The organism is Colwellia sp. E150_009 (assembly GCF_053543955.1).
In genome coordinates this window covers 1-23,156 of the sequence record NZ_JBHFOM010000040.1, presented here as the reverse complement: position 1 = coordinate 23,156, position 23,156 = coordinate 1, and the positions used below count along the sequence as shown (strand labels likewise).

Here is a 23,156-nt window from a genome sequence, read left to right as displayed (position 1 = left end):
AAAGTATTATCATGTTTAGCACTAATTTTAGATATTACTTAATAAAACCAGATTTTTTTAATAAGTCTTCTGTCACGTTCGACTTAACGTCCATCGATTCGTTTTTATTTTTTGTTAATAAACGCTCTAAATAGCGAGCAATTAAATCTACTTCTAAATTCACTTTAGTGCCTACCTGATAATAAGCAAACACAGTTTCTTTAACAGTGTGCGGTACTATGGTTAATCTAAATTTGTTGTTGCCTGATGCTTCATTTAATGCATTTACCGTTAAGCTTGTACCATCAACCGTCACCGAGCCTTTTTCTGCAATGTAATGCGCTAAATCTGACGGCATAGATAGCCAGTATTCAATGCTATTACCGTTATTAGTAATAGATAACACTTCACTAACACCATCTACATGGCCTGAAACCATATGCCCACCAAAACGTGTATTTGCTCGCATGGCTTTTTCTAAGTTGACTTTCATACCTACTTTATAATGAGCAAATCCCGTACGTTGCAACGTTTCATTTGACACGTCTGCACTATAGGTATGTGGGTCATAATCAACAACAGTCAGACAAATACCGTTAGTGGCTATGGAGTCACCTAATTTAACATCGCTCATATCAAGGCTATTGGTCGCGATAACTAAACGTGCTCCTTGCGCATTAATATTAATTGCTTTAATTGTGCCGACAGCTTCAATAATTCCAGTAAACATGTATATTCTCTATTCTGTTTTGCTAAGTGTTATAATCAAATTTTTAATTAGTATGCTTTCTTTTCAGTTTTGCAGTAATACGAATATCATTACCTACTTGACGAACATCGGTAATTGATAACAATTTTGCTTGCGCTAATGTATTAATATTTGGCATTTCTATTAGGTTTTTTCCATCTCCGCCTAATAGCTTGGGAGCTTGATATAAAATAAATTCATCTGCCAAACCTTGTTCTATAAACGCTCCTGCCAAGTGGGCACCTGATTCAACTAACACATCATTTAAGCCACGTTCAGCTAACAATGACAGTAATGCTAGCAAATCAACTTTATTCTTACCTATGTTCGTTTTAACCATAGGAATTTGTACTTGTTCTACAAAATGAGGCCAATCATGACAATTTTCAAGGCTAGTTTCATTTAAATTTCCACGCACCAAAATAATAGGTGATGCCTGATTAAAAAAGTCTAGGTCGGGCTTTAGCCTATTTTGACTATCAATGACCACCCGAACAGGTTGGCGAATATTTTCTGCCTGATAGTTTTCTTTTAATTCACCTAATTCAGACCAACGCACTGTCATTTTGGCATTATCAGTTAAAATTGTATCTGCACCAGTAATAATCGCGCAGCTTTGTGCCCTAAGCTTTTGTACATCAAACCTTGCGTTACTTGAGGTAATCCACTTACTTTCACCATTTTTCATGGCTGTTTTACCATCTAAACTAGCCGCTAATTTAACGCGAACATAAGGCAATGCTTTGGTCATTACATTAATAAAGCCTACATTTAATAACTTTGCTTCATTTTCTAACAAACCAAATGCTACTTGAATACCCGCTTGTTCTAACATGGCTAAACCACGGCCAGAAACTTCTGGATTGGGATCAACCATTGCAGCAACAACACGTTTAACTTGTGCATCAATTAACGCTTGAGCACAGGGAGGCGTCCTACCAAAATGGCTACATGGCTCTAGGGTTACGTATACAGTTGACCCTTTAATTAACTGAGGGTAATTATTTCTAGCGTCAAGTAGAGCATTAACTTCTGCATGCCCCTGCCCTGCTTTTTGATGAAACCCAGTACCAATAATTTGAGTATTAGTTCCGTTTTCAGTCGTTTCTTCATGAACCAGAACACAACCTACTCTAGGATTAGGGGATGTGGTGTAATGACCTTGCTTGGCTAGCTTGATAGCTAATGCCATAAAATGGTGATCTTGTTCAGTAAACACGTAACTTCCTTCCCTATTTTTTATTCGGCTTTTTATCCACCTTTTTATTACCACTTTTCTCTCTGCTACGGCTTTCCTTGCCTAGCTGAGCTATTTCATCAGCAAATTCACTAATGTCTTCAAATGATAAGTACACTGAAGCAAAACGAAGGTAAGCAACCTTGTCTAACTCTTTTAATTGAGTCATTAATAAATTGCCGAGCATTTCACTGGTAATTTCACGTTCTCCAGTAGCACGCATTTGTGATTGTAATTTATTGATAGACAGTTCAACTTGTTCAGTGCTAACTGGACGTTTTTCTAACGCCCTCATTAGACCGCTTCGCATTTTATCTTCATTAAACGGCTCTCGACTTCCGTCTCGTTTAATAATGCGAGGCATAACTAATTCAGCCGTTTCAAAAGTGGTATAACGTTCATTACAGACAAGACATTGCCGACGACGCCTAATTTGGTGTCCGTCTGACACTAAACGCGAGTCAATTACTTTAGTTTCTTGTGCGCTACAAAATGGACAATACATGGTTTACCTACAATAAGTACATGATCAAAAATGGCCGCTAACTGCGACCATTTTAATATAAATTCACATTAATTTGTAAATTAGTTTTGATTATTCAATATACTATCAAAAATTATTTATACACAGGGAAACGTGCGCATAACTCTTTAACGTTGGCTTGCACTTTAGCGATTGTATCTTCGTTAGTAATATCATCTAAAATATCACAAATCCAACCTGTCAGTATTTTAGTTTCTTCAACACCAAAACCACGACGACTAATTGCTGGCGTACCAAGGCGTAGGCCACTAGTAACAAACGGAGAACGAGGATCATTTGGTACTGAGTTTTTATTCACTGTGATATGTGCTTTACCTAATGCGGCATCAGCATCTTTACCTGTGATATTTTTATCAATCAGATCAAGTAATAACAAATGATTTTCGGTACTGTTTGATACCACCTTATAGCCACGTTCTTGTAATACTGCAACCATAGCTTTTGCGTTATCAAGTACGCTTTGTTGGTAAACTTTAAATTCTGGTGCTAACGCTTCTTTAAATGCTACCGCTTTAGCAGCAATAATATGCATTAATGGGCCACCTTGACCACCAGGAAAAACAGCACTGTTTAATTTTTTGTAAATTTCTTCATCATCACACGCTGAAACAATTAAGCCACCACGAGGGCCTGCTAATGTTTTATGAGTGGTAGTAGAAACAACATGCGCATGAGGTACAGGGTTAGGATATAAACCAGCAGCCACTAAACCCGCAACATGCGCCATATCAACAAAAAAGTAGGCACCAATGCTGTCTGCTATTTTACGCATACGCGCCCAATCAACAATACCTGAAAATGCTGAAAAACCACCAATAATCATTTCAGGCTTGTGTTCGTGAGCTAAACGCTCTAATTCTTCGTAATCAATATCACCAGTTTCAGGGTGAAGACCATATTGAACAGCTTCATAAGACTTACCTGAAAAGTTTACATGAGAACCATGCGTTAAATGACCACCATGCGCTAAACTCATACCTAATACTTTTCCGCCAGGTGTTACAAGCGCTTGAAAAACAGCAGCATTTGCTTGTGAACCTGCATGAGGTTGAACATTAGCATAAGTTGCACCAAATAATTCTTTTGCACGGTCAATCGCTAGTTGTTCTGCAATATCAACGTATTCACAGCCGCCGTAATAACGTTTACCTGGATAGCCTTCCGCATATTTATTAGTTAATTGTGAGCCTTGCGCTTCTAGTACACGCGGGCTACAGTAGTTTTCAGAAGCAATCAATTCAATATGCTCTTCTTGACGCACAACTTCATTGCTCATAGCTTGATAAAGTTCAGCATCAAAATCTGCAATATTCATATCACGAGTAAACATGGTTTTTCCTCAAATAAACAACCTAAGAACGTTGTATGTAAGATAATAAAAAGGTCTAAAATTAATGCCGCATATTTTGCCTGAGTTAGTCCAAAATGTACACGGCAAAACCAGTAACTTTTAGTTCATTTTGTCTTGTCTTATGTCTGAATTGCTGTAACTACTATTTTGATACAAAAAAACAAGACAAGAACAAATATAACCAAAACCAACAACACAGAATATAAACAACAATATATCAAAAAACAACAAACAATAAACAATATACCCAATAAAATCCGAATTAATAACAAACCCTGAGTTTTGCTTTATTCTAAAGTTTTGTATGAGTATTAACTTATTTCTGCTAGCTCAATGCTAAAACCACTTTTTCAGAACGTAGTTTTTTTGCCATCAATAGTACTAAAAAAATGGTCATGCTGATTGTCACTAACCCTGTAAAAGCCAGTAACGCCCATGACACAGGTAAACCTTTAAACAGATCTTCCATAATCAATGACTGCCCTGAGATAGGTAACCAATCTAACCATTTAGGCTTGTTGTCTACGAACATCATAATAACAGGCACCATGGCAGGTAACATAATAATCATAGAAACCATAGATTGTGCCTCTTTAAAGTTTTTCGATTGAAAAGCGACAAAAAGCTGTAAAGCCGATGCAAAGAAACAAATAGGCAATAACAACAATAAAAGTGCTGTGATTGTGAGAGTATTTAAATTAAAACTAGCGCCTATTTTAGTTAAATCAATAAAGCTAACTGAAAACGAGGTTAAACTTAACGTTAGCAACACGCCAATACAAGCAATTAAACTCGCACAACATAATTTAGCTGTCACAATTTTAACTGTACTAACAGGTTGACATAAAAGCATTTCTAACACGTTACGTTCACGTTCTCCCGCACTGGCATCAATAGCAACAGGAAGCCCAGACATAAACGCAGCCATTAATAAATATAAGCCAAGCATCATTGAGATAATCATGGCATTAGAGTTAGGTAACGATGTGTCTTGTTCAATAATTTTAATGGGTTGCAGTAAATTAACATCAATTCCACGCACTAATAAACGTTTATAACCAATAGCTTGTGCATATTGATTAATCGTAGTTTTCATACGTCTAATTGGTGACATATTAGCTTTCTCACTAAAATCTGCACGTAAATAAAGATCAATTGATTTGCCATCTAACATATCTTGGTTAAAAGTATCTGGAATAATAATGCTAAGGTTACGTTCTTCCCAACTTGATTTTTCATTATTCGGTGCATCTTTTAATGATAAAATATTTTCATCTTTAAGAGATTTTATTAATTGTGGAGCATATTCAGCCCCCGTTATTTTGACATAAACAGCTGGAGTTTCTACTGCCTCTTTAATCATGACCTTTGACATAGCAAAAATCATTATTGGGGCCATCACTGCCATTGTCATAGCCATCATCATCGCCCTTCTATCACGAAAGGCTTCTTTTAGCTCTTTTGATAGAAGTGCTTTAAACTGGATCATTTAGCCGCTCCTTTAACTAAAAATATAAGTCTGTGACAACTTGAAACCATCATGCTGCTACTCCTTCATCGGAGCCAATGATTTTAACGAAAGCCTCTTCTAGCTGAGTTTCACCTGCCAACTCACAAAGCTCATTAGGTGTTCCCTCTGCAGCAAGTTTTCCGTTAGCCACAATAATAACGCGGTCACATAAAGCAGCAACTTCTTGCATTACATGTGAAGAAAATAAAATACAATGTCCTTTTTCTTTAAAACGTGCCAAATAATTTCGTAATACGCGGGTACTCATCACATCAAGACCACGTGTTGGTTCATCAAGCACAAAGTTTTTAGGTTGATGCACTAGAGCTTGGGCTAATGTTACCTTCATCCTTTGTCCTTGAGAAAAGCCTAAAGTTTTACGGTGCGCTAATGCTTCCATATCTAAATCTTTAATTATTGCTTCAATTGCTTGATGCTTAAAGTCACCTTGCAAACCATGAATACTGGCAAAGTAATCTATTTGCTCATAAGCAGTTAAACGTTCATATAAGCCAAACTTATCAGGAAATATCCCCAAACGTGCCCTAGCAGCAAGTGGGTTATCAACAACATTAATACCGTCAATAATGGCATTACCATCATCGGCTTTAAGTAAACCGTAGAGTGTCCGTAAGCAAGTCGTTTTTCCTGCACCATTAGGCCCTAAAATACCCGTAATTTCGCCATCATTAGCAGTAAAAGATAAACCATCTAATGCGATCACCGAACCTAGTTCTTTTGTTTTGTTAAAGCCGCTAAACAAACGTTTATTTTTACCGCCAAAGGTTTTACGCAAATTATTAACTTGTATCATTAGTCTTTAGCTCCTTGTTCAGCCGAACCTGCATTATTAGTTTCAACAATGAGTGTTCCACCATTTAAATTAGTCATAAAAGACTCTTTAGGTATATTTTCTAAACAGGATTCGTCTAGCGTTTTTGGTTGTAGTGTTGTTAAAAATTCATTAATAATATCACTCGCGCACGTATTCATCGCAACAGTATGTGCCGCATTTTCAATAATAATATGGTGATTATTAGGTAACGTTTTAGCACTGTATTTACCATTACTTGGTGGTGTAACAGGATCTAAGTTACCTGATAAAATCAAGGTAGGAATATTTGCTGTTACAGGCTGATAAAATGCTTCACTGGGGCTGTATTGTGGCCATAGGGGACAAACCATTTTAAAAGCAAAATGGCTATCATCGCCCCCAAAACTATTATTCGCGTCTTGGGCAAAATCCTCTGCGGATATTCTAGGAAAGTCCTCATTACAGGCGATATTAAATAACAAACCAAGGTAAATGCCTTGCCCACTTTCTGATTGGGCAACCAAACCAGCTAATGGCATATAATTACCTAAGTAGGCTTGATGAATCACTAAGGGCACAATAGAACGTGTTGCTACTGAGTATAATTGCATACGCAAAGTACCCAGTAGCTTTCCTTCACTAATAACAAACTGAGTTTGGGTTCCTAGTCTGGGATGGGCAATATTCACTGCTACTGGCGCTTCAGCTAAACGGGCAACTAGGCTATTAAATTCTTGTTCGAGCTCAGGGTAAGCTTGCTGACAACTTAATTCTTTTTGACAGTTTTCTAATAACAAATTAAATGATCTAGCCGAACTTTGCCCAAACAAACCGATAGGGATTTCAATAGGGCCTACACTATCAAGCACAACACTGCGCAATGAATCAGGAAACATACGCATGTAAACCAGTCCTGCTCGAGTTCCGTAAGAACCACCATAAATATTTAATTGTTGATGTCCAAGCGCTGCGCGTACCGCGTCAAAATCGCGAATAGCGTTTTCACTATTATATTGACTTAAATCGCCACTAAAACTAGCAAGACAGTCTTTAATATCTTGCGCTGAAAAGTCTTCAGGCATTATGGTGTAAACGTTTTGTTCTGCTGATTCTTCACACTGTAGTGGGTGAGATTGACCCGTACCCCGTTGATCCACTAAGATCAAATCACGCGTTTTACGAACTTCTCTAAAAACATACCGCAAGCCTGATGCTAATTCGGCTGCTGCCTGCCCAGGGCCTCCTGCTAAAAACATTAGCGGTATTTTATTATCACTGTTATCAATAGCGGGTAAAACTACAAAATTGATGCTGATTTTTTCATCATCAGGTTTACTGTAGTTTTCTGGCACTAATAGCTTGCCACATTTCACCTGTTCTCTCACGCCATCAACATGGCAATTTTCCAGAGTAAAGCTTTGCTGTTCACCATAAGCTGTAAAACTTAAAAGCAAGAAAACTAAGGTTGTAACTTTCCAATGATTTATCATTTTATATTCCATTTTTAGCATTTTAACCATTTTTATACAAAACAACGCTATTCTATTAGAGTTAGCTGCTATTTAAAATCTATCAATTTGTAAATATTTATAAATTACTATTCCCAAATGCCTGAATAAAAGATAAAGTTTAAATATTGATTTCCCTCTATATATTTAAGGAACCCTCATGGAATTAAATCAGTGGGTAGATGAGTTATTTGAAGTATTTGATGAAGATAAAGACGGCGTAATAAGTCGCTCTGAATTCGTTGAGCTCATTGATGTGTTATTACAAGACAAAGGCATTCGTATGTGTGAGTCTATTTTCAATCGTTTCGATAAAAACCACAGCAATTCTATCTCTAAAGAAGAATTAACCGAAATGGTTATCGAATTAGCCTTGTAGTTTTATTCCTGAATTTTCATTTAGCTCTCAGTTAGAGAGCTAAATGCTATTTAATGCCAATCATTCAAAAGAGCGATATTCTTTACGCTCCCGATATTAAGCCATTTTTCAATGCTTCTTTGTTAATTTTGTTTTTATCACTTTGCACTAAAGGTAAAGACTTTTTATAAATAACTCGGCTAGGTATCATGTAAGAAGCAAGATGTTTCTTCAATTCAAATAATATTTCATTCTCGGTTATTTCATTTAACGCAGAATAAACCATAACAATTTCTTCTTCGATCAGTTCATTATCTAAACCAAACACGGCACATTTTTCTATTTGTGGAATATTTTTTGCGACAACAGACTCAATTTCATACGGTGAAACCCTGAAACCACGGGTTTTAATCATGTCATCCTGTCTAGACACAAAATACAAATACCCTTCTTCATCTTTATAAACGTAATCTCCCGTTGCCACAACGAGTTCATCAGTCAGTTGCCCTTCTAAATTAATGACATCTTTTAATATTTGTACTGATTTAAAACGTTCAGCATTTTGCTCTGGCGCATTCCAAAAGCCGCGATAAATATAGCTACCACGGTGAATTAATTCGCCAACCTCACGCACGCCACATTCTTTCCCTTCTTCATTAATCACATACAATTCAACATCAGGAATGGCTTTACCGATTGAGTCAGGTCTAATTTGCACTTGTGATGGGTCTAGATAGGTTGAACGAAATGCTTCAGTAAGACCGTGCATTGAGTAAAAATCTGCATTTTGGAAGGTATTCTTACAGTCTTTGATCATTTTAGCTGTGACATTGCCACCCGAAGAAGTAATGGTTTTAACGTTTGCAAAAAGTTCAGCACTCGGAATACGGTGTAAATCTTCATCAAACATTTGTGAAATATTCACAGGCATTAAGGGTAACACTGTTACTTTATCGTTAATAATATGATTAAAAAAATCTTCAGGTAATATGAAGCGATGCAATGCTAAAGTTGCTTTTTTGTACAAGGTACAAAAAATTTGGTTTAAACCATAATCAAGATTAAAAATAAGTACGCCTGAAATAACATCTTCATGCTTAAGATCTAAATATTGCGAAACAACTCGTGCAGAATCAATTAAGTTACGATGTGATATAACAATACCTTTAGGCGTACCTGAAACACCAAAAGAATAAGTAATTACCGCATTACTATGACCATTGATATCACAAACATATGGTTTATTGTAATATTTAAATATTTCTTCAAATGAGGCTATTCCTTTATCAGCAGTTTCATAAGAAATAATGTGCCCGTTAAAATCAATTTCTTCTATATTTTCAAGCTGAAGCTTGTCTGTAATGATACATTTAATATCACAATCATTAATAATATATTCAACCTGCTCAGACTTAAGTAAAGTAGTGAGTGGTACTAAGATATAGTCGGTAGACAAAATAGCCAATACCGCAATCACTTGTTCAATACCTTTGGTAGAATATAGCCCAATGCGTGAATCTTTAGGTAGGTCTAGTTCATTTAAGTAAAAAGCAACCTGATTTACTTTAGTAAATAATTCGCCGTAAGTAATAATTTTTTCGTTATAAACTACCGCAGATTTTTCGCTATTGGCCTGCACTGCATCTTCAAGAAGTGTTCTTATACAGTTTATCGACATTATGCTTTTCCTCTTATTTTTCTTTGCGCTTTGCTTTGTACTTTAAGCATCTACAGCCCCAAGTGTCCAAATATCATAATTACTATCAAGGACAGTGGTAGGATTATGTGCTGAATTAAGAATTTTTTTGTAAAAAAATGAAATAATATCTTCTATTTCACTACGCGTTAAAACTTTAGTAATTCCGCCAGTTAACACAATTGAGTTAATAGCCAGTAATTTTAAATTAATGTATGCTTTTCTGTAGTGTGAAATTTTACATAAAACCAAAAAGATAGCCAGCTGCATTAATATTTTAGTCGCTTTTTCACTTTGTTCTTCAAAAATATTTTCGGTTACTTTTAAGTGCATAAGCAGCTCGTAAACAAATTCATTGTTTTTAGCAGCAAAAATTAATGACTGTTTTGATTTATACACACCCAACTTTTTAAAAACCAACCTGTCATATTCATTTTCAGTCACTAAGTTGTCGTCAACCAAATCTTTTGAATAATGAATATCAGTAGTTGCACCACCAATATCAAGCAGTATAAAAGGATTAACTACTGAAAATTTGGTGTTAATTAACGGCAAAGTTTTGTTCACTATGTACGGCGTAGAATATATTTGGTTCGAGGTAATATTATACAAATGCTTAATATCTTCTTTGCCTTCAATATCTTTTTGATAAAGATTGGTTAAGTATTCTCGCAAATGCTCTTCTACAATATGTAACCTATCATCAATAATGTTAGGCAAAATATCTATATGCTCAATATTAGCTTTAATTATAGGTGCATCAATTTCATTACCAACAAATACTATATTTGAATAATTTAGCTGTGTTAAATAATGATATAAACGGTTCGAAAAAATATTCCCGTTAGAATTAATTCCACCGACAATAATAACAACATCAATAAGATCACTTGGTATTGAGTAATCTTCAATATTTTGAAACAGCACAGTATCAATAATATTAATGCCAGAATTAAAGGCAATATTAGTGGCATACTTTATTGAGAATGTATTGGTAATGCCAATAATAAGGGTAGTTAATCCACCATTCGCAGAAGAACAAATATAAACATCTTCTTTTGCAAAACGCTCTATTGTTTTTCCGCCTTTGTGCATTAAATCATCTAAAATATCTTTATTAAAATCTCTAAAATGTTGTTCAATAGTCGAAGGTGTACTCATTTTAAAGTAAGTACTGCCCACATCAATGAGTAGTTTTTCAGTGCTACGTTTCATGCTAATGCTTTCATCATTATTGTTAATTTCTACCGTACTCATTGCATAATCCCTATATCGTGAATAATATCATTAACGATACTGGTAGTATCTTTAGTTAAATCACATTGCGCTTTATCATAAGCATAACAGCGATCAGGAATAGGCACATTACCTCGTTTAATAATTCGAATATTTTTCTTAGCATCTCGAATAGTTATCATATTATTGTGATTGATAATATGAGGAGAAAAAGGCACGTCAATAACTCCGTTTTTAATACTGTTAAAGACTTTTCGCCATAACGTATCAGCAGGATCATTAAATACAGCTTCCATGATAGCTTTTACCTGCAATGTGAGCATTTCTTCTTCTTCTTCGTCAACCACGTTAGGTAAACCATTTAAAATACCTAACGTGTACTGAGTATTTGCCACCGTTTTAGCATTGGCTTCTTTGGTAGGAATACCAGATGCTTCTTCTCGGGTTTTGGTGATGATTTTATCTGCCCCCACCATGGAGGCAATTACAGTCGACATGTTGATCAGCTGCTCAGCATAATTTTTGTTGGTAGGAAAAGCGCCCATCCATTGATGGTAAACTAAGTGAATTGCAGCATCGCCACAGTTAATTTGTTCAGCATAATATCGCGCTAATTTTTTCAGCACGGCACCTGTAACAATATCTTGATTCATTGAACCTTGTTGGGAAAATGACACTGAAAAAGACTTTACACCTTCTTCTAATGACAACAACATTTCTAATAATTGAATAACAATGGTGATTGACGGTGGCACTAACGTAGCAGTAAGCGGTCCAAACGATTCTCTATTGATAGGCTCGTTCAGTTTAGAATAGTTAGCACACACTCTTTCTACATACTTCCAATACAGAAAGGCTTTATCAAGCGGAAAGTTTTTTGAATAAGGTAAAAGGTAGGTAATTGGTCCACCTTCTATTTCAAAAATTCCCGAGGCAATAGCGGTTTCAATTAATAAACGTGCATCAGGTGTGCCATGACGTAAACTCACAGGTTTATTGAAATGAGTGATCATTTTACGGGTAGTTCTATAGCCATGATTTACCAAAGGATAACCATTAAGCATATCAACGTTATTTTCTTCACTTAAACGCAGCATCTTTTTTGACGTTGCATAATCATTTAAACGTGTGTTGGAATCAATAGTTAATGGTAGTACATCAACATTGGCATCAACAAAAAACTCATAAAGTGCAAATTGTTTTTTATAGGTAGGGAAACCGCCACGGGGTTGCACTAACATTTTATTTTGATTTTTAAAGTGATGAGATATAAATAAATCTTTACTGGCGTTTTTAACAAATTCTGTTACTTCGGCAAAGTCAAAGGTGTCAACATACTCATTGCTCAGAATAATTTCTCTTTCTTCTTGCAGCAAACTCATTAGCTATTTCTCTCTTGTATCGCGCTTTCTTTAATATTCTTTATTTCAGATTTATTTTCTACAAGGCCTCTTTCTTCTAGCAAGTTTTCAAGCATATCTAGACCTGTATTCAAATCAACTTGATGACAAACAATATCAAAACCGTAATTTTTATACCTTGGTACAATGTCTTCGGCATTACCAGTGCCAACCACCAAATTACCGCCAATCATCATAATAAGATTATCTAAATTTTTGTATTTTGACTTTAAAGCTTTGACCTCTCGGCTCCAACCTTCTGCTTCACCATTAAGTGAAGATATCATTAAAATTTCTGCGCCAGTTTCTACTACCGCATCAAAAAATTCTTCTAAGTAGGTGTTTACTCCTAGGTTAAACACCTCGTATCCTCGAGCATTTAATGATAGCTCTATTAGTCGATTAGCGACCACATGGATGTCGTTACCAACTACACCTGTTACAACCTTCATATTTTTACCTTCATATTTTCGCAGAGCCCACCGTATAACTATTCACTATTGCTGAATATATAGTACCAAAATTTAGTGAAAAACACTCCTTTAATGCTAGAATACTGCCAAATACCGTATATAAAAAATAACAGGACTGATTTATGACATTTTTTACCGCAGATATCTGTGATGATCACAGCGAAAAGGTATTTGTACTTGGCGCTGGTTATCAAAATTATGGTGGCACAAGTAAATGCCAAGGTGAAGTTATCACAATAAAGTTAGACAAAAACAATACTGACTTAATTACACTACTTAGAGATGAAGATGGCTCAGGTAAAGTAGTTGTGGTAGATGTAGCCCAAGAATATTATGCCGTAGTGGGTGAGAATTTAATGAAATTCGCCCATAAAAATAACTATGCTGGCATTATCGTTAATGGTTATATTCGAGATACTTTTCAAATTACCGATATACCTGTGGCGCTATACGCACTAGGTACTTGTTCTAGAAAAGCAATTCCTGTGACATCAGGCGAGCGTGGTATTCGTTTATCATTTGGCGGCATTGAGTTTAATCAAGGTGATTACCTTTACGCTGACACCGATGGCGTAATTGTTACTGCCAATAAAATTGTTTAGCTATAAAATTACAACAAACAAATTAAAAGCGAACTAAAAACCAAAAATCCCGTTGTTCGTATATTAACAACGGGATTTTTTAAGCTTTTAAAAACTATAATTTAAATAATTACAGTACTTTAGCAATTGATTGCGTTAGATAGTCAACATTATCAGGTGAAATACCTGCAAGGCTTATACGGCTAGAGCCAACAATATAAATACCAAATTCATCTTGTAATCGTTGCACTTGGTTTTTATCAATACCTAAGAAAGAGAACATACCATTTTGTTTAGCTATAAAGCTAAAGTCACGTGTTACGCCATTGGCAATCAATTGATCTACCAGCAATTGGCGCATGCCATTAATACGGTCACGCATTTCTTTTAATTCACCATGCCACTGCGTTGTTAATTCGGCAGAGTTTAAAATAGTTTCTACAATGGCAGCTCCGTGTGCAGGAGGCATTGAGTAATTAACACGCACAACCGAAAGTAATACAGAACTAATAATATCAGCAGATATTGCATCTTTACCAATGATTGAACAAGCACCAATACGCTCACGATATAAGCCAAAGTTCTTTGAACATGAACCACAGATAATCATTTGCTCAACAGTATCAGCCATTAAGCGCAAACCAAAAGCATCGGCATCTAAATCTTCGCCAAAGCCCTGATACGCCATATCTACAACAGGAATAAAACCAACCTGTTTAGCTACTTCGGCTACTTCTTGCCATTGTTCTTTGTTCAAGTCCATACCACTAGGGTTATGACAACAAGCATGCAATAGTACAGCATCATCTTTAGATACTTGTTTTAACGCAGCCAGCATACCGTCAAAATCTAAACACTTATTTTCATAATCATAATATGGGTACGTTTTAACATTTAAACCAGCTGCTGTGAAAACACCTTGATGATTTGCCCAAGTAGGATTACTTACCCAAATAGTTGCGCCAGGTGTACAGGTTTTAATAAATTCACCCGCTGTACGTAAAGCACCAGTACCACCTGGAGTAGAAACCGTACGAATACGATTTTCTCTAATAACTTGGTGATCTCCCAACATAAGTGAAGTGATTTTTTCATTAAATAATGCTGAACCAGCAGAACCTAAATAAGCTTTACTCTTTTCGTTTTCTAGTCGAAATCTTTCAGCTATTTTTACACAAGATAATACTGGCGTATCACCATTTTCATCTTTGTATATTCCCGCACCAAGATCTATTTTATTAGGGTTGACGTCGGCTTTGAATTTTACCGACAAACCTAAAATAGGATCTGCAGGTAACTGTGTTAACTTTGAAAACATAGGTTTAAGACCTTCTTAATTACGGTGATTATTTTTTAATACAAATAGCACTATTCTAATAACTAAAAAATAACTAAGCTTTATAAAAATTCATTAAATATTGCCAGTGATTATACATCAATAAATATTAATAACTGTAGATAAATCTTGAATATAAATACTATAATCTTTCAAAATATAGAAAATAGAACTAAGCAGGTTACGCAAACTATTAAGCTGTTAGAGTAGACATTGTATTTGAAACAGGAAGTTAACTTATGGCAAGGCCAAAAACGAAAGAAGATTTATGCAAAGCAGCTAAAATAAAATTTGAAATGTTATGGCAAACAATTGATTCAATGCCAGAAAACACATTAAATACAAATTTTGATTTTTCAACAGATCCTAACAAGAAAGAAGCCCATTGGCGCCGCGATAAAAATCTTAGGGATGTATTAATTCACCTTTATGAATGGCATCAATTATTGATACGCTGGATTAATGCTAACCTTGCAGGGATTCAATCACCATTTATTCCCACACCATATAACTGGAAAACTTACGGAGCAATGAATATTGAGTTTTGGGAAAAACATCAAAACACATCACTTAACGATGCTAAAATAAAAGTTAACACGAGTCATGCTCAGGTTATGCTTTTAATACAAAAATTCTCAACAGAAGAACTGTTTACAAAGCAATTCTACAATTGGACAGGCACAACTACGTTGGGTAGTTATTGCGTATCAGCGCTTTCTAGCCATTATGAGTGGGCGATAAAAAAATTAAACGCACACGCAAAAAAATTTATATAAACTATCAATGATACAATTTCTCAAACCAAACACACTAAAACGAAAAAGCCTGCTATATAGCAGGCTTTTTCGTTTTAGAATATGGTGCCCCGACCCGGAGTTGAACCAGGGACACGCGGATTTTCAATCCGCTGCTCTACCAACTGAGCTATCGGGGCATTCTATCAAAAGTTGAAACAGAGTATGTGCCAACGAGCGCGTATGATAGCTATAATTATTAAAGCTCGCAACCGTTTTCTAATGATAGTTTTTATAAAACCGTTAGCGCTTATAATTCAAAATCACTGAAATCTAAATCATTGTCGCGCGACAAAGTAACTTTTTTACTTGGCTCTAATTCTAATAATGAAGGCTGCTCTGGTTGTGAACTTTCTTCCACAGGTTTCATTTCAACACTTTCTATATGATTTTTTTTGTCTTGACGTTTTTTTCTTTGAATGCAACGTTTTATTACTTTTTGTTTGTTATCATTATTTAGCGTAGACCATTCTTTTCGTTCATCACGCGTACGCATACAGCCAAGACAATAGCCTTTTTCATTCGATTGACATACGCCCACACACGGACTTGGAACATCAAAGAACTCTAACTGCATTATTATACAACCTTAAAGATTTAACCTTATATTTCATCACTCACATTAACGAAAGTGCATCTATAGCAATGTGATAAACAGGATTTTCAAATGCAACAGCAACACTGATAGGCACATAAATCAATAACAGCGTTTTTACATAGTACGTAGATTTAAGGCGTGAAAATACTATAGATTTAAGTATAACAAGTCAATATTTGCTCATTTAAACAACAGTTTTATTACTATATTCATACAGCATTCTAAATAAATATTTACCAGTTTACTAAGCAGTTAGTTTAGCGACCTAGCAAGAAAAACTCTTATGCTTGCTCTATGGGCACAATCACTTCAAAACAAGCACCTTGCTCTGACTGTAGCAGTTTAATAGTGCCGCCTAATTTTACATTAACCAAATTAAACACAATATTTAAACCTAAACCTGATCCCCCCTGCCCACGTTTGGTCGTTACAAAAGGTTCAAATATCCGTTTTTTCAACTTTGTAGAAATGCCTTTTCCATTGTCGGTATAAAGTAATGTTAAGTGTCCATCACTTTTAGAAAAGACGATGGATATTTCCCCTTCAGAACAATCCTCAAAACCATGAATATGTGAATTCATCAACAAATTAGTTAAAACTTGGTTCCAAGCGCTTGGGTATGTCGTTAATTCTAGTTCTTTGTCTACCTCGACATTAATATGATATTTTTTTTGCTTGAAAAGCGTTTTAACTGTGTTTACTACGTCATACACATGTTGGTGTAAATTTATGTTCATTTTAGGGTCAGTATGTTGCTCTACAGCAACCGACTTAAAACTACGAATAAGCTCAACAGACTTATATAAACTACGTTCTATTATTTGTTCATATTCTGTTAACAAGTGTAATGTATTAATAAGAAAAGATTTAGTAAGCTCGTTAGACTCAATTGACTTTTGCAAGGCTTCTATTTTTTCTTTTAATGCAGTAACAGATGTTACACAAATGCCTAAAGGTGTATTTACCTCATGAGCGACACCTGCAACCAATTGACCAATCGAAGCCATTTTTTCAGATTGTACTAATTGGTCTTGTGCCAACGTTAAATTATCCAGTAAATCTTGCAATTGCTGATTATTTTTTTGTAATTTAGCCGTTCTATCATGCACTTTAACTTCTAACTCGCCATTTAAGGCCAATAAGGCATTTTCAGCACCTTCTAATTTAGTAATTTTATCTTTTAGCTTAATGCGCATATTATTAATAGCATTGACAAGGTAGTCTAATTCGTCTTTATTTCCCGAGCGATTAGACAAGATTAATTCTTTATCTAAATTGTCACTTGCTAATGCTTGTGCATAATTTGAAATTTGAAATAAATACCGCATGATAAGCTTATTAACGATAAGAATAATAAAAAATGTGACAATAAAAATCTTAATAAATTCAGCGGTTAATATAAATCCAGCTTGCTGCCATAATCGTTGATAAATATCTTGATAATGTGCATAAACTTGTAATTTACCTACATATTCACCATGAAAAAAAATAGGGTATTCAATAAACTTTTTCGTGACTATATTTACATCGCCAAACTGCTGTCTATAATCAAAATCGTTTTCGATAATAACAAGGCCAATATCAGGTAAATCAACAATTCCCTGCATTTGTTGTGCGACGAGCGGTTTATTAAAATTCCATAAACCTCTAGCAATTGAAGGAATATAACTTTTTTCTATGTTATCAAACCTTTGATCTAATAAAGCGACATCACCTTTGAAAGAAGAATAGAGCTGAACGCCAGTGGAGCATACAGAAACGAAAGTACTGCAAAGCAATATATAAGCCAGTAAGCGCTTGGTAAGATTGTCATTGATTTCAATTGCCTTATTCATTAATGCTACTTATTGACATAATTTATTTTCGTCCCTGAAGAACAATTTAAAGCGTGTTAATAGAAAAAGTCAACTCAAACATAAGATTACTAACTACCTAATTTTATAGCAAAGTGTAGATTAAAATTTAAAAAAAGATGTTTTATCATTAAAAATTGTTATTATCCCTGCAACATCATTATGAGAAAAAATAAATGCAAATTATCGCTGTACTTGCTTTAGCTTCATTGGTTTGGTTGATTTGGCAATTAATTAAAGCTAAACGCTACACACGTTTTAAACAAAAAATAGAAGAAGAGTTAAAAGCGAAAGTAATCGCGAGTATTATTGAAGACTTAGCAGAAAATCGAAGCGCGACTTATCCCAATAACAACTGCCATCAAGAAGCGACAATATTTTACTGGTGCCAATATAAAAGCCGCATATTACATGCGGCTTTACAAAGAGAAATAGTTACAGAGCAATGGCTTAAAGATTCAGGTAATTTGCGTAATGCACAACACCTTTTTTATGTAGAACGCGAATATTTACCAACCACTAAGTTACCTGAAAACGCCGCCTAAACAGTGAGTTTTATAATTTACAAAATTGTAAATCCCATACACCATGCCCTAAACGATGTCCCCTGCTTTCAAATTTAGTTAGCGGCCTAGAATCGGGACGGGGAACATAATCATTGGTTTGTGACAAATTTTTATAACCTTGCGCACTTTGCATATCTTCAAGCATGCACTCGGCGTAGTTTTCCCAATCTGTTGCCATATGAAATACTCCACCAACAACCAGCTTCTTGCGAATAGCTTCAACAAAGTCAGCTTGAACAATACGGCGTTTATGATGTTTCTTTTTATGCCAAGGATCAGGAAAAAACAATTGTACCGTGGTTAAACTATTTTCAGGAATACAGTCTGCTAATACTTCAATAGCATCATGTTCAAACACTTTTAAGTTTTGCACGCCTTGCTCAGCAGCTAACGCAATACATGCGCCCACACCTGGTTTGTGTACTTCAACGCCAATAAAGTTTAATTCAGGCGCTGCTTTAGCCATTTCAACTAAAGATTTACCCATGCCAAAACCAATTTCTAAAACAATAGGGTGATCGTTACCAAAAAGTAAATTAGTATCAAGTAATCCATCGCCATGATTTAACCCCATACTTTCCCAATGCTCATTTAAGGCACGTTCTTGCCCTTTAGTTAAGCGACCTTCACGTTTTACAAAGCTGCGTACTTTACGAATATACTTACCTTCTTGTTCCGCTTCTTCAATAGTTTTATGTGTTTTTTTAATTTCTTCTGTCATCGTTTTTCTTCAAGGTTCTTCTTTAAGGTAATTCAGCTTTTTCTATACAACCTGAACTCGGCTTAATCAAATTACTCAGCCCACCATACATCATATAGCTCGCTTACCGAGACAGCTTTAGCGCCATTATCCATTAACCACTTTTCTACCGCGGCTCTGTGTTCATCAGTACATGAACCTAGCTTTTGGGTACAAATTAAACCATGCCATAAAGAGTCACCCTCACCACCAAATCCTAAACCGTTAGGTTGAATCACTTGACTGAAAAATTTATCTATAAAAACATCAATTTCATCACTGGTAATATTTTCATTTAATTGCCAAGCCACATCAAAACCTAATTCTTTAAACTCACCAACTCTCAATTTTTTACGCAGTCGCTGACTTCGGTTTTTTGCATCAACTTTCATGGCATTGCCTCAATAATATAGTTACTAAAATAATTCTCGCTATTATACAGGCTTCATCCCGTGCAATAAAACTAATTTATTAAATACAGATGAATGATAAATTGAGACAACTTAAAACATTTTTTGAGTCAATTTGTATAATTAGTTACACTGCCTCATTATTTAAAAGTGAAGAAACCATCATTAAAAAAACAAATTATCCTCCCTCAGGGCAAACAGTAAAAATATCTTCTGAATCAGCAAAGCAATTCGCCACGCAAGTGATTACTTGGTATCACCACCAAGGTAGGAAACATTTACCGTGGCAACAAAATAAAACGCCCTACAGTGTTTGGGTTTCTGAAATCATGTTACAACAAACACAAGTTACTACTGTAATCGGTTACTATGAGCGTTTTATGGCAAGCTTTCCTACAATTAGCAGTTTAGCCAATGCAGATGAAGATAAAGTACTGCACCACTGGACAGGTTTAGGTTATTACGCCAGAGCACGTAACTTGCACAAAGCAGCGAAACTCATTGATAGTGAATATAACGGTGTTTTTCCAGAAACAATTGATCAAGTTATTGCCCTACCAGGTATTGGTCGCTCAACGGCAGGGGCAATATTAAGCTTAGCTTTAAATCAACATCATCCTATTTTAGATGGCAACGTAAAACGAGTATTAGCACGAAATTATTTAGTTGAAGGCTACAATGGCCTAGCTAAATTTGACAAAGCATTATGGCAGTTAAGCGAATGTTTAACACCAGCAACAGATACCGGGTTTTACACACAAGCCATGATGGATCTTGGAGCAACGGTTTGTACACGTAGTAAACCTACCTGTGAGTTATGCCCAGTAAAAACAAGTTGTTTAGCATTAGCAACCTCACAACAAGCAGAATTTCCGCAAAAAAAGCCTAAGAAAAAAACACCTGAAAAAAACACCATAATGGTGATCCCTCGTGTTACGACAGAAAGAGGTGATAAAGTTTTAATGGAAAAACGTCCTCCTGCTGGGATTTGGGGTGGTTTATGGTGTTTTCATGAAGTAAGTAATAAAAGCGACATTACTCATTTGTTAAAAACATTAGGCTTAAAAGCCACTGCTAACAAAAATGCACAACGAGCATTAACACCATTTAGGCACACCTTTAGCCACTTTCATCTTGATATTTCACCTATCGTTATTGAGTGTATTCAGCTAGAATCAACATCAATAGGCCAAATTAATGATCAAGAAATTAGCGAACCAAGAAAACAAAAATGGTATGATTTACACAATGAAGCTAGCGTAGGCTTGGCCGCATCAACAAAAAAACTTATTGGTCTATTGCAAAACTATTAACACGACAACATTAATAATAGACCAATAAGTAACCGTAACGACTATTACTTAACATAAAATAAGAGAGAATTATGAGCCGTACAGTATTTTGTCAAAACCTTAAAAAGGAAGCTGAAGGTTTAGCTTTTCAGCTATACCCTGGTGAAGTTGGTAAGCGTATTTTTGATAACATTAGCAAAGAAGCGTGGGGACATTGGCAAAAGAAGCAAACCATGCTAATCAATGAAAAAAAAATGAACATGATGAATGTTGATGACCGAGCCTTTTTAGAAGCGGCTATGGTTGCTTACTTGTTTGAAGGAATAGAACCTGATATTGAAGGTTACGTTCCACCGTCAACCTAATATGTAACACTATAAATTAAAGATAAAGAATGAAAAAATCACAATTACTGTTAAATAAACAACAATAAGCACAATAAAACAGCAAACAAACTTATTTTATTAAAAAGTTTAAAAAAACAGTTGACGAACAAAGTGAAAAACAGTCTAATACGCCCCGTCTTCACGAGGTAGCAAACACCTTGAAAGAGATGCCCCGATAGCTCAGTTGGTAGAGCAGCGGATTGAAAATCCGCGTGTCCCTGGTTCAACTCCGGGTCGGGGCACCATTTTACAGAGATGGTGCTCAATTATTATTTATTAATAATATTAAGTATTATTTCGGTGCCAAAGTATTAGCATTTTTAAAATAACTAATACTGCACACAGCTTTGTGTGCCGACTTAGCTCAGTTGGTAGAGCAACTGACTTGTAATCAGTAGGTCGCCAGTTCGACTCCGGCAGTCGGCACCATTCCTTCGTAGGAAGCAAGCAGTCCTAACTTCGGTTAGGGCTTTTTTGTATCTATTACTGGGTTAATTTCTTTCCTAAAAATTACTTACACCAATATTCTCTATACTCTGCATTATTAGTGGTTTATACACCCGTTCCATTAACTTATTGGTATACCTTATAGGCACAAAATTCACCCTACTTAAAATAAACCCCATTAGGGCACAATTGATATTAGGGTAATTGTTTTAATGTTTTATTAAGCGATTTCTACGGAGCAAAAAGGATTTAATCCGTTGCTTAGGGTATATGGGTTGACGTATAGGCCACTAAAACTGCGGGGGTATTCTATTAGGGTAAATTAGTTGATGGAGTAAATATCCGAATTGGGTATTAGCACCAGTTATAGCCGTAGGTTTGGGTTGTAGAAGCTTTAAATTTAAATTCACCAGTCAATAATAGATAAACCAGATGGTTTTCACAATAGTTACTTTTAGTTATTATCGAATAATGATTTTATATAAAAGAAAGTTTATTAAAATTTTTTCTGCTCAATCTGTTTCTATTTCTCAATAATTAAATATTAACAAGGGATAATTTCATAACCAAGCTCTTTGGCCCTAGAAATAAACTTATCAATATTTTTAATCCCCCATTGTGTACAAATTGCAATCGTAGAGTCTGAAAGCTCTATTAACTCATCAGGAGCTATAAAGTGCCTTTTCCTATTGGTTTCTGTGTATATCTCATTAGCATTAGATGAAAGCATGAATACACCTCTTGAACCTTGACAACGTTTTGGAAATTGCTTATTTAATTCTGCAAAAGTTAAATCTGAATTTAACTCGATATGATGGCGCATAACCGCAAGGACTAATTGTCTTTTACCATATTCTTCACTATTGAATTTATATTTTGTTGTATCTCTAGAATTAGCATTATTTTTGAAGTACGTATCAGTAGTTACGTAAACATTCCCTCTAGAGCTTCGAAAGCGCTGAATAGTTAATGCCGCAATAGATATATCATCAGGAGTTAAATACCCATTGGATATTTTAGAAGCAAGATCAGGTGAAATAGATGAACCCACTAATACCCCAATCCATTTTGGTATTGAAGAAGCTTCTTGATTAATAATATCTGGATATTGTTCAAGTATTTGATGTTTCTGTCTAAGGTAATCTTCTAACTGTTCTAAATGAATACTTTCAAGTTGTCTGCGTATTCTCATGACTTTGATCACCGATTCTCATCAGCTTTGATCACTTGATTTATCATTTTGTAGAGCCAACTTTAAATTAACTTAACTGATCATCATCAGTCAATTCATTTAATTGTT

General features: G+C 35.3%; 23 protein-coding genes and 3 tRNA genes. 8 read left to right on the top strand and 18 right to left on the bottom strand.

All coding sequences use genetic code 11. The features are described from left to right. Positions 1 to 34: 34 nt before the first annotated feature. The 7 genes from ACE1OF_RS15375 to ACE1OF_RS15345 form a co-directional block, all read right to left on the bottom strand. Entirely contained in the window at positions 35 to 709 is a 675-nt protein-coding gene (locus tag ACE1OF_RS15375) for a riboflavin synthase (RefSeq protein WP_448895533.1), read from the bottom strand. A gap of 43 nt (positions 710 to 752) precedes the next feature. Further along, entirely contained in the window at positions 753 to 1,946 is a 1,194-nt protein-coding gene (gene ribD / locus ACE1OF_RS15370) for a bifunctional diaminohydroxyphosphoribosylaminopyrimidine deaminase/5-amino-6-(5-phosphoribosylamino)uracil reductase RibD (protein ID WP_448895532.1), read from the bottom strand. A gap of 13 nt (positions 1,947 to 1,959) precedes the next feature. Further along, positions 1,960 to 2,469, bottom strand: a complete 510-nt coding sequence (gene nrdR, locus ACE1OF_RS15365) for a transcriptional regulator NrdR (RefSeq protein ID WP_448895531.1) — start codon at positions 2,467 to 2,469, stop codon at positions 1,960 to 1,962. 112 nt (positions 2,470 to 2,581) lie between these two features. After that, a complete protein-coding gene (glyA, locus tag ACE1OF_RS15360) occupies positions 2,582 to 3,838 on the bottom strand; it encodes a serine hydroxymethyltransferase (RefSeq protein WP_448895530.1) in 1,257 nt (418 codons plus the stop codon). A 346-nt stretch (positions 3,839 to 4,184) separates the two neighbouring features. Next, on the bottom strand, positions 4,185 to 5,348 hold the full coding sequence (locus ACE1OF_RS15355) for an ABC transporter permease (protein ID WP_448895529.1): 1,164 nt from the start codon (positions 5,346 to 5,348) through the stop codon (positions 4,185 to 4,187). Between the two features lie 49 nt (positions 5,349 to 5,397). After that, entirely contained in the window at positions 5,398 to 6,183 is a 786-nt protein-coding gene (locus ACE1OF_RS15350; protein WP_448895528.1) for an ABC transporter ATP-binding protein, read from the bottom strand. Continuing rightward, the gene (locus ACE1OF_RS15345; RefSeq protein ID WP_448895527.1) at positions 6,183 to 7,673 is read right to left on the bottom strand and encodes an alpha/beta hydrolase; all 1,491 of its coding nucleotides are present in this window, start codon (positions 7,671 to 7,673) and stop codon (positions 6,183 to 6,185) included. Before ACE1OF_RS15345 ends, ACE1OF_RS15350 begins: the two co-directional genes overlap by 1 nt. 178 nt (positions 7,674 to 7,851) lie before the next feature. Here ACE1OF_RS15345 and ACE1OF_RS15340 point away from each other — a divergent pair, with 178 nt between their 5' ends. Then, entirely contained in the window at positions 7,852 to 8,070 is a 219-nt protein-coding gene (locus ACE1OF_RS15340; protein WP_448895526.1) for an EF-hand domain-containing protein, read from the top strand. A gap of 82 nt (positions 8,071 to 8,152) precedes the next feature. Here ACE1OF_RS15340 and ACE1OF_RS15335 read toward each other — a convergent pair whose 3' ends face one another. The 4 genes from ACE1OF_RS15335 to glmS are packed head-to-tail and all read right to left on the bottom strand — an operon-like array spanning position 8,153 to position 12,833. Then, positions 8,153 to 9,727 (bottom strand): AMP-binding protein, encoded by a 1,575-nt coding sequence (locus tag ACE1OF_RS15335; protein ID WP_448895525.1) that lies wholly within the window; start codon positions 9,725 to 9,727, stop codon positions 8,153 to 8,155. Between the two features lie 42 nt (positions 9,728 to 9,769). Then, the gene (locus ACE1OF_RS15330) at positions 9,770 to 11,002 is read right to left on the bottom strand and encodes a glutamate mutase L (protein ID WP_448895524.1); all 1,233 of its coding nucleotides are present in this window, start codon (positions 11,000 to 11,002) and stop codon (positions 9,770 to 9,772) included. Continuing rightward, the gene (locus ACE1OF_RS15325) at positions 10,999 to 12,363 is read right to left on the bottom strand and encodes a hypothetical protein (protein WP_448895523.1); all 1,365 of its coding nucleotides are present in this window, start codon (positions 12,361 to 12,363) and stop codon (positions 10,999 to 11,001) included. Before ACE1OF_RS15325 ends, ACE1OF_RS15330 begins: the two co-directional genes overlap by 4 nt. Continuing rightward, the gene (gene glmS, locus ACE1OF_RS15320; protein ID WP_448895522.1) at positions 12,363 to 12,833 is read right to left on the bottom strand and encodes a methylaspartate mutase subunit S; all 471 of its coding nucleotides are present in this window, start codon (positions 12,831 to 12,833) and stop codon (positions 12,363 to 12,365) included. Before glmS ends, ACE1OF_RS15325 begins: the two co-directional genes overlap by 1 nt. 143 nt (positions 12,834 to 12,976) lie before the next feature. Between glmS and ACE1OF_RS15315 the strand changes: the two genes are divergently transcribed. Beyond that, on the top strand, positions 12,977 to 13,456 hold the full coding sequence (locus tag ACE1OF_RS15315; protein ID WP_448895521.1) for an RraA family protein: 480 nt from the start codon (positions 12,977 to 12,979) through the stop codon (positions 13,454 to 13,456). Between the two features lie 109 nt (positions 13,457 to 13,565). On the opposite strand, the gene ACE1OF_RS15310 is transcribed toward ACE1OF_RS15315, so the two are convergent. Beyond that, positions 13,566 to 14,753, bottom strand: coding sequence for an amino acid aminotransferase (locus ACE1OF_RS15310; RefSeq protein ID WP_448895520.1), 1,188 nt, complete (start codon positions 14,751 to 14,753; stop codon positions 13,566 to 13,568). 257 nt (positions 14,754 to 15,010) lie between these two features. Here ACE1OF_RS15310 and ACE1OF_RS15305 point away from each other — a divergent pair, with 257 nt between their 5' ends. Further along, positions 15,011 to 15,547 (top strand): ClbS/DfsB family four-helix bundle protein, encoded by a 537-nt coding sequence (locus ACE1OF_RS15305; RefSeq protein ID WP_448895519.1) that lies wholly within the window; start codon positions 15,011 to 15,013, stop codon positions 15,545 to 15,547. A gap of 82 nt (positions 15,548 to 15,629) precedes the next feature. On the opposite strand, the gene ACE1OF_RS15300 is transcribed toward ACE1OF_RS15305, so the two are convergent. The 3 genes from ACE1OF_RS15300 to ACE1OF_RS15290 form a co-directional block, all read right to left on the bottom strand. Further along, positions 15,630 to 15,705, bottom strand: a tRNA-Phe gene (locus ACE1OF_RS15300). 110 nt (positions 15,706 to 15,815) lie between these two features. After that, entirely contained in the window at positions 15,816 to 16,142 is a 327-nt protein-coding gene (locus ACE1OF_RS15295) for a DUF1289 domain-containing protein (RefSeq protein ID WP_448895518.1), read from the bottom strand. A gap of 302 nt (positions 16,143 to 16,444) precedes the next feature. After that, complete coding sequence (locus ACE1OF_RS15290) at positions 16,445 to 17,998, bottom strand: ATP-binding protein (protein ID WP_448895517.1); 1,554 nt, start codon at positions 17,996 to 17,998, stop codon at positions 16,445 to 16,447. Between the two features lie 194 nt (positions 17,999 to 18,192). Here ACE1OF_RS15290 and ACE1OF_RS15285 point away from each other — a divergent pair, with 194 nt between their 5' ends. Then, the gene (locus tag ACE1OF_RS15285; RefSeq protein ID WP_448895516.1) at positions 18,193 to 18,561 is read left to right on the top strand and encodes a hypothetical protein; all 369 of its coding nucleotides are present in this window, start codon (positions 18,193 to 18,195) and stop codon (positions 18,559 to 18,561) included. 10 nt (positions 18,562 to 18,571) lie between these two features. On the opposite strand, the gene trmB is transcribed toward ACE1OF_RS15285, so the two are convergent. Further along, positions 18,572 to 19,303 (bottom strand): tRNA (guanosine(46)-N7)-methyltransferase TrmB, encoded by a 732-nt coding sequence (trmB, locus tag ACE1OF_RS15280; protein ID WP_448895515.1) that lies wholly within the window; start codon positions 19,301 to 19,303, stop codon positions 18,572 to 18,574. Positions 19,304 to 19,374: 71 nt separating this feature from the next. After that, positions 19,375 to 19,713, bottom strand: a complete 339-nt coding sequence (locus ACE1OF_RS15275) for a YggL family protein (RefSeq protein WP_448895514.1) — start codon at positions 19,711 to 19,713, stop codon at positions 19,375 to 19,377. An 89-nt stretch (positions 19,714 to 19,802) separates the two neighbouring features. On the opposite strand from ACE1OF_RS15275, the gene mutY reads away from it, so the two are divergent. The 4 genes from mutY (at position 19,803) to ACE1OF_RS15255 (ending at position 21,838) form a co-directional block, all read left to right on the top strand. After that, positions 19,803 to 21,044: an A/G-specific adenine glycosylase gene (gene mutY, locus ACE1OF_RS15270; protein ID WP_448895513.1), complete on the top strand. Its 1,242-nt coding sequence runs from the start codon at positions 19,803 to 19,805 to the stop codon at positions 21,042 to 21,044. Positions 21,045 to 21,115: 71 nt separating this feature from the next. Continuing rightward, positions 21,116 to 21,388, top strand: coding sequence for an oxidative damage protection protein (locus ACE1OF_RS15265; RefSeq protein ID WP_448895512.1), 273 nt, complete (start codon positions 21,116 to 21,118; stop codon positions 21,386 to 21,388). Between the two features lie 190 nt (positions 21,389 to 21,578). Continuing rightward, a tRNA-Phe gene (locus tag ACE1OF_RS15260) sits at positions 21,579 to 21,654 on the top strand. A 108-nt stretch (positions 21,655 to 21,762) separates the two neighbouring features. Next, positions 21,763 to 21,838 (top strand) — tRNA-Thr (locus ACE1OF_RS15255). A 562-nt stretch (positions 21,839 to 22,400) separates the two neighbouring features. Here the strand turns inward: ACE1OF_RS15255 and ACE1OF_RS15250 are convergent. Further along, complete coding sequence (locus ACE1OF_RS15250) at positions 22,401 to 23,048, bottom strand: hypothetical protein (protein ID WP_448895511.1); 648 nt, start codon at positions 23,046 to 23,048, stop codon at positions 22,401 to 22,403. Positions 23,049 to 23,156: the final 108 nt, after the last annotated feature.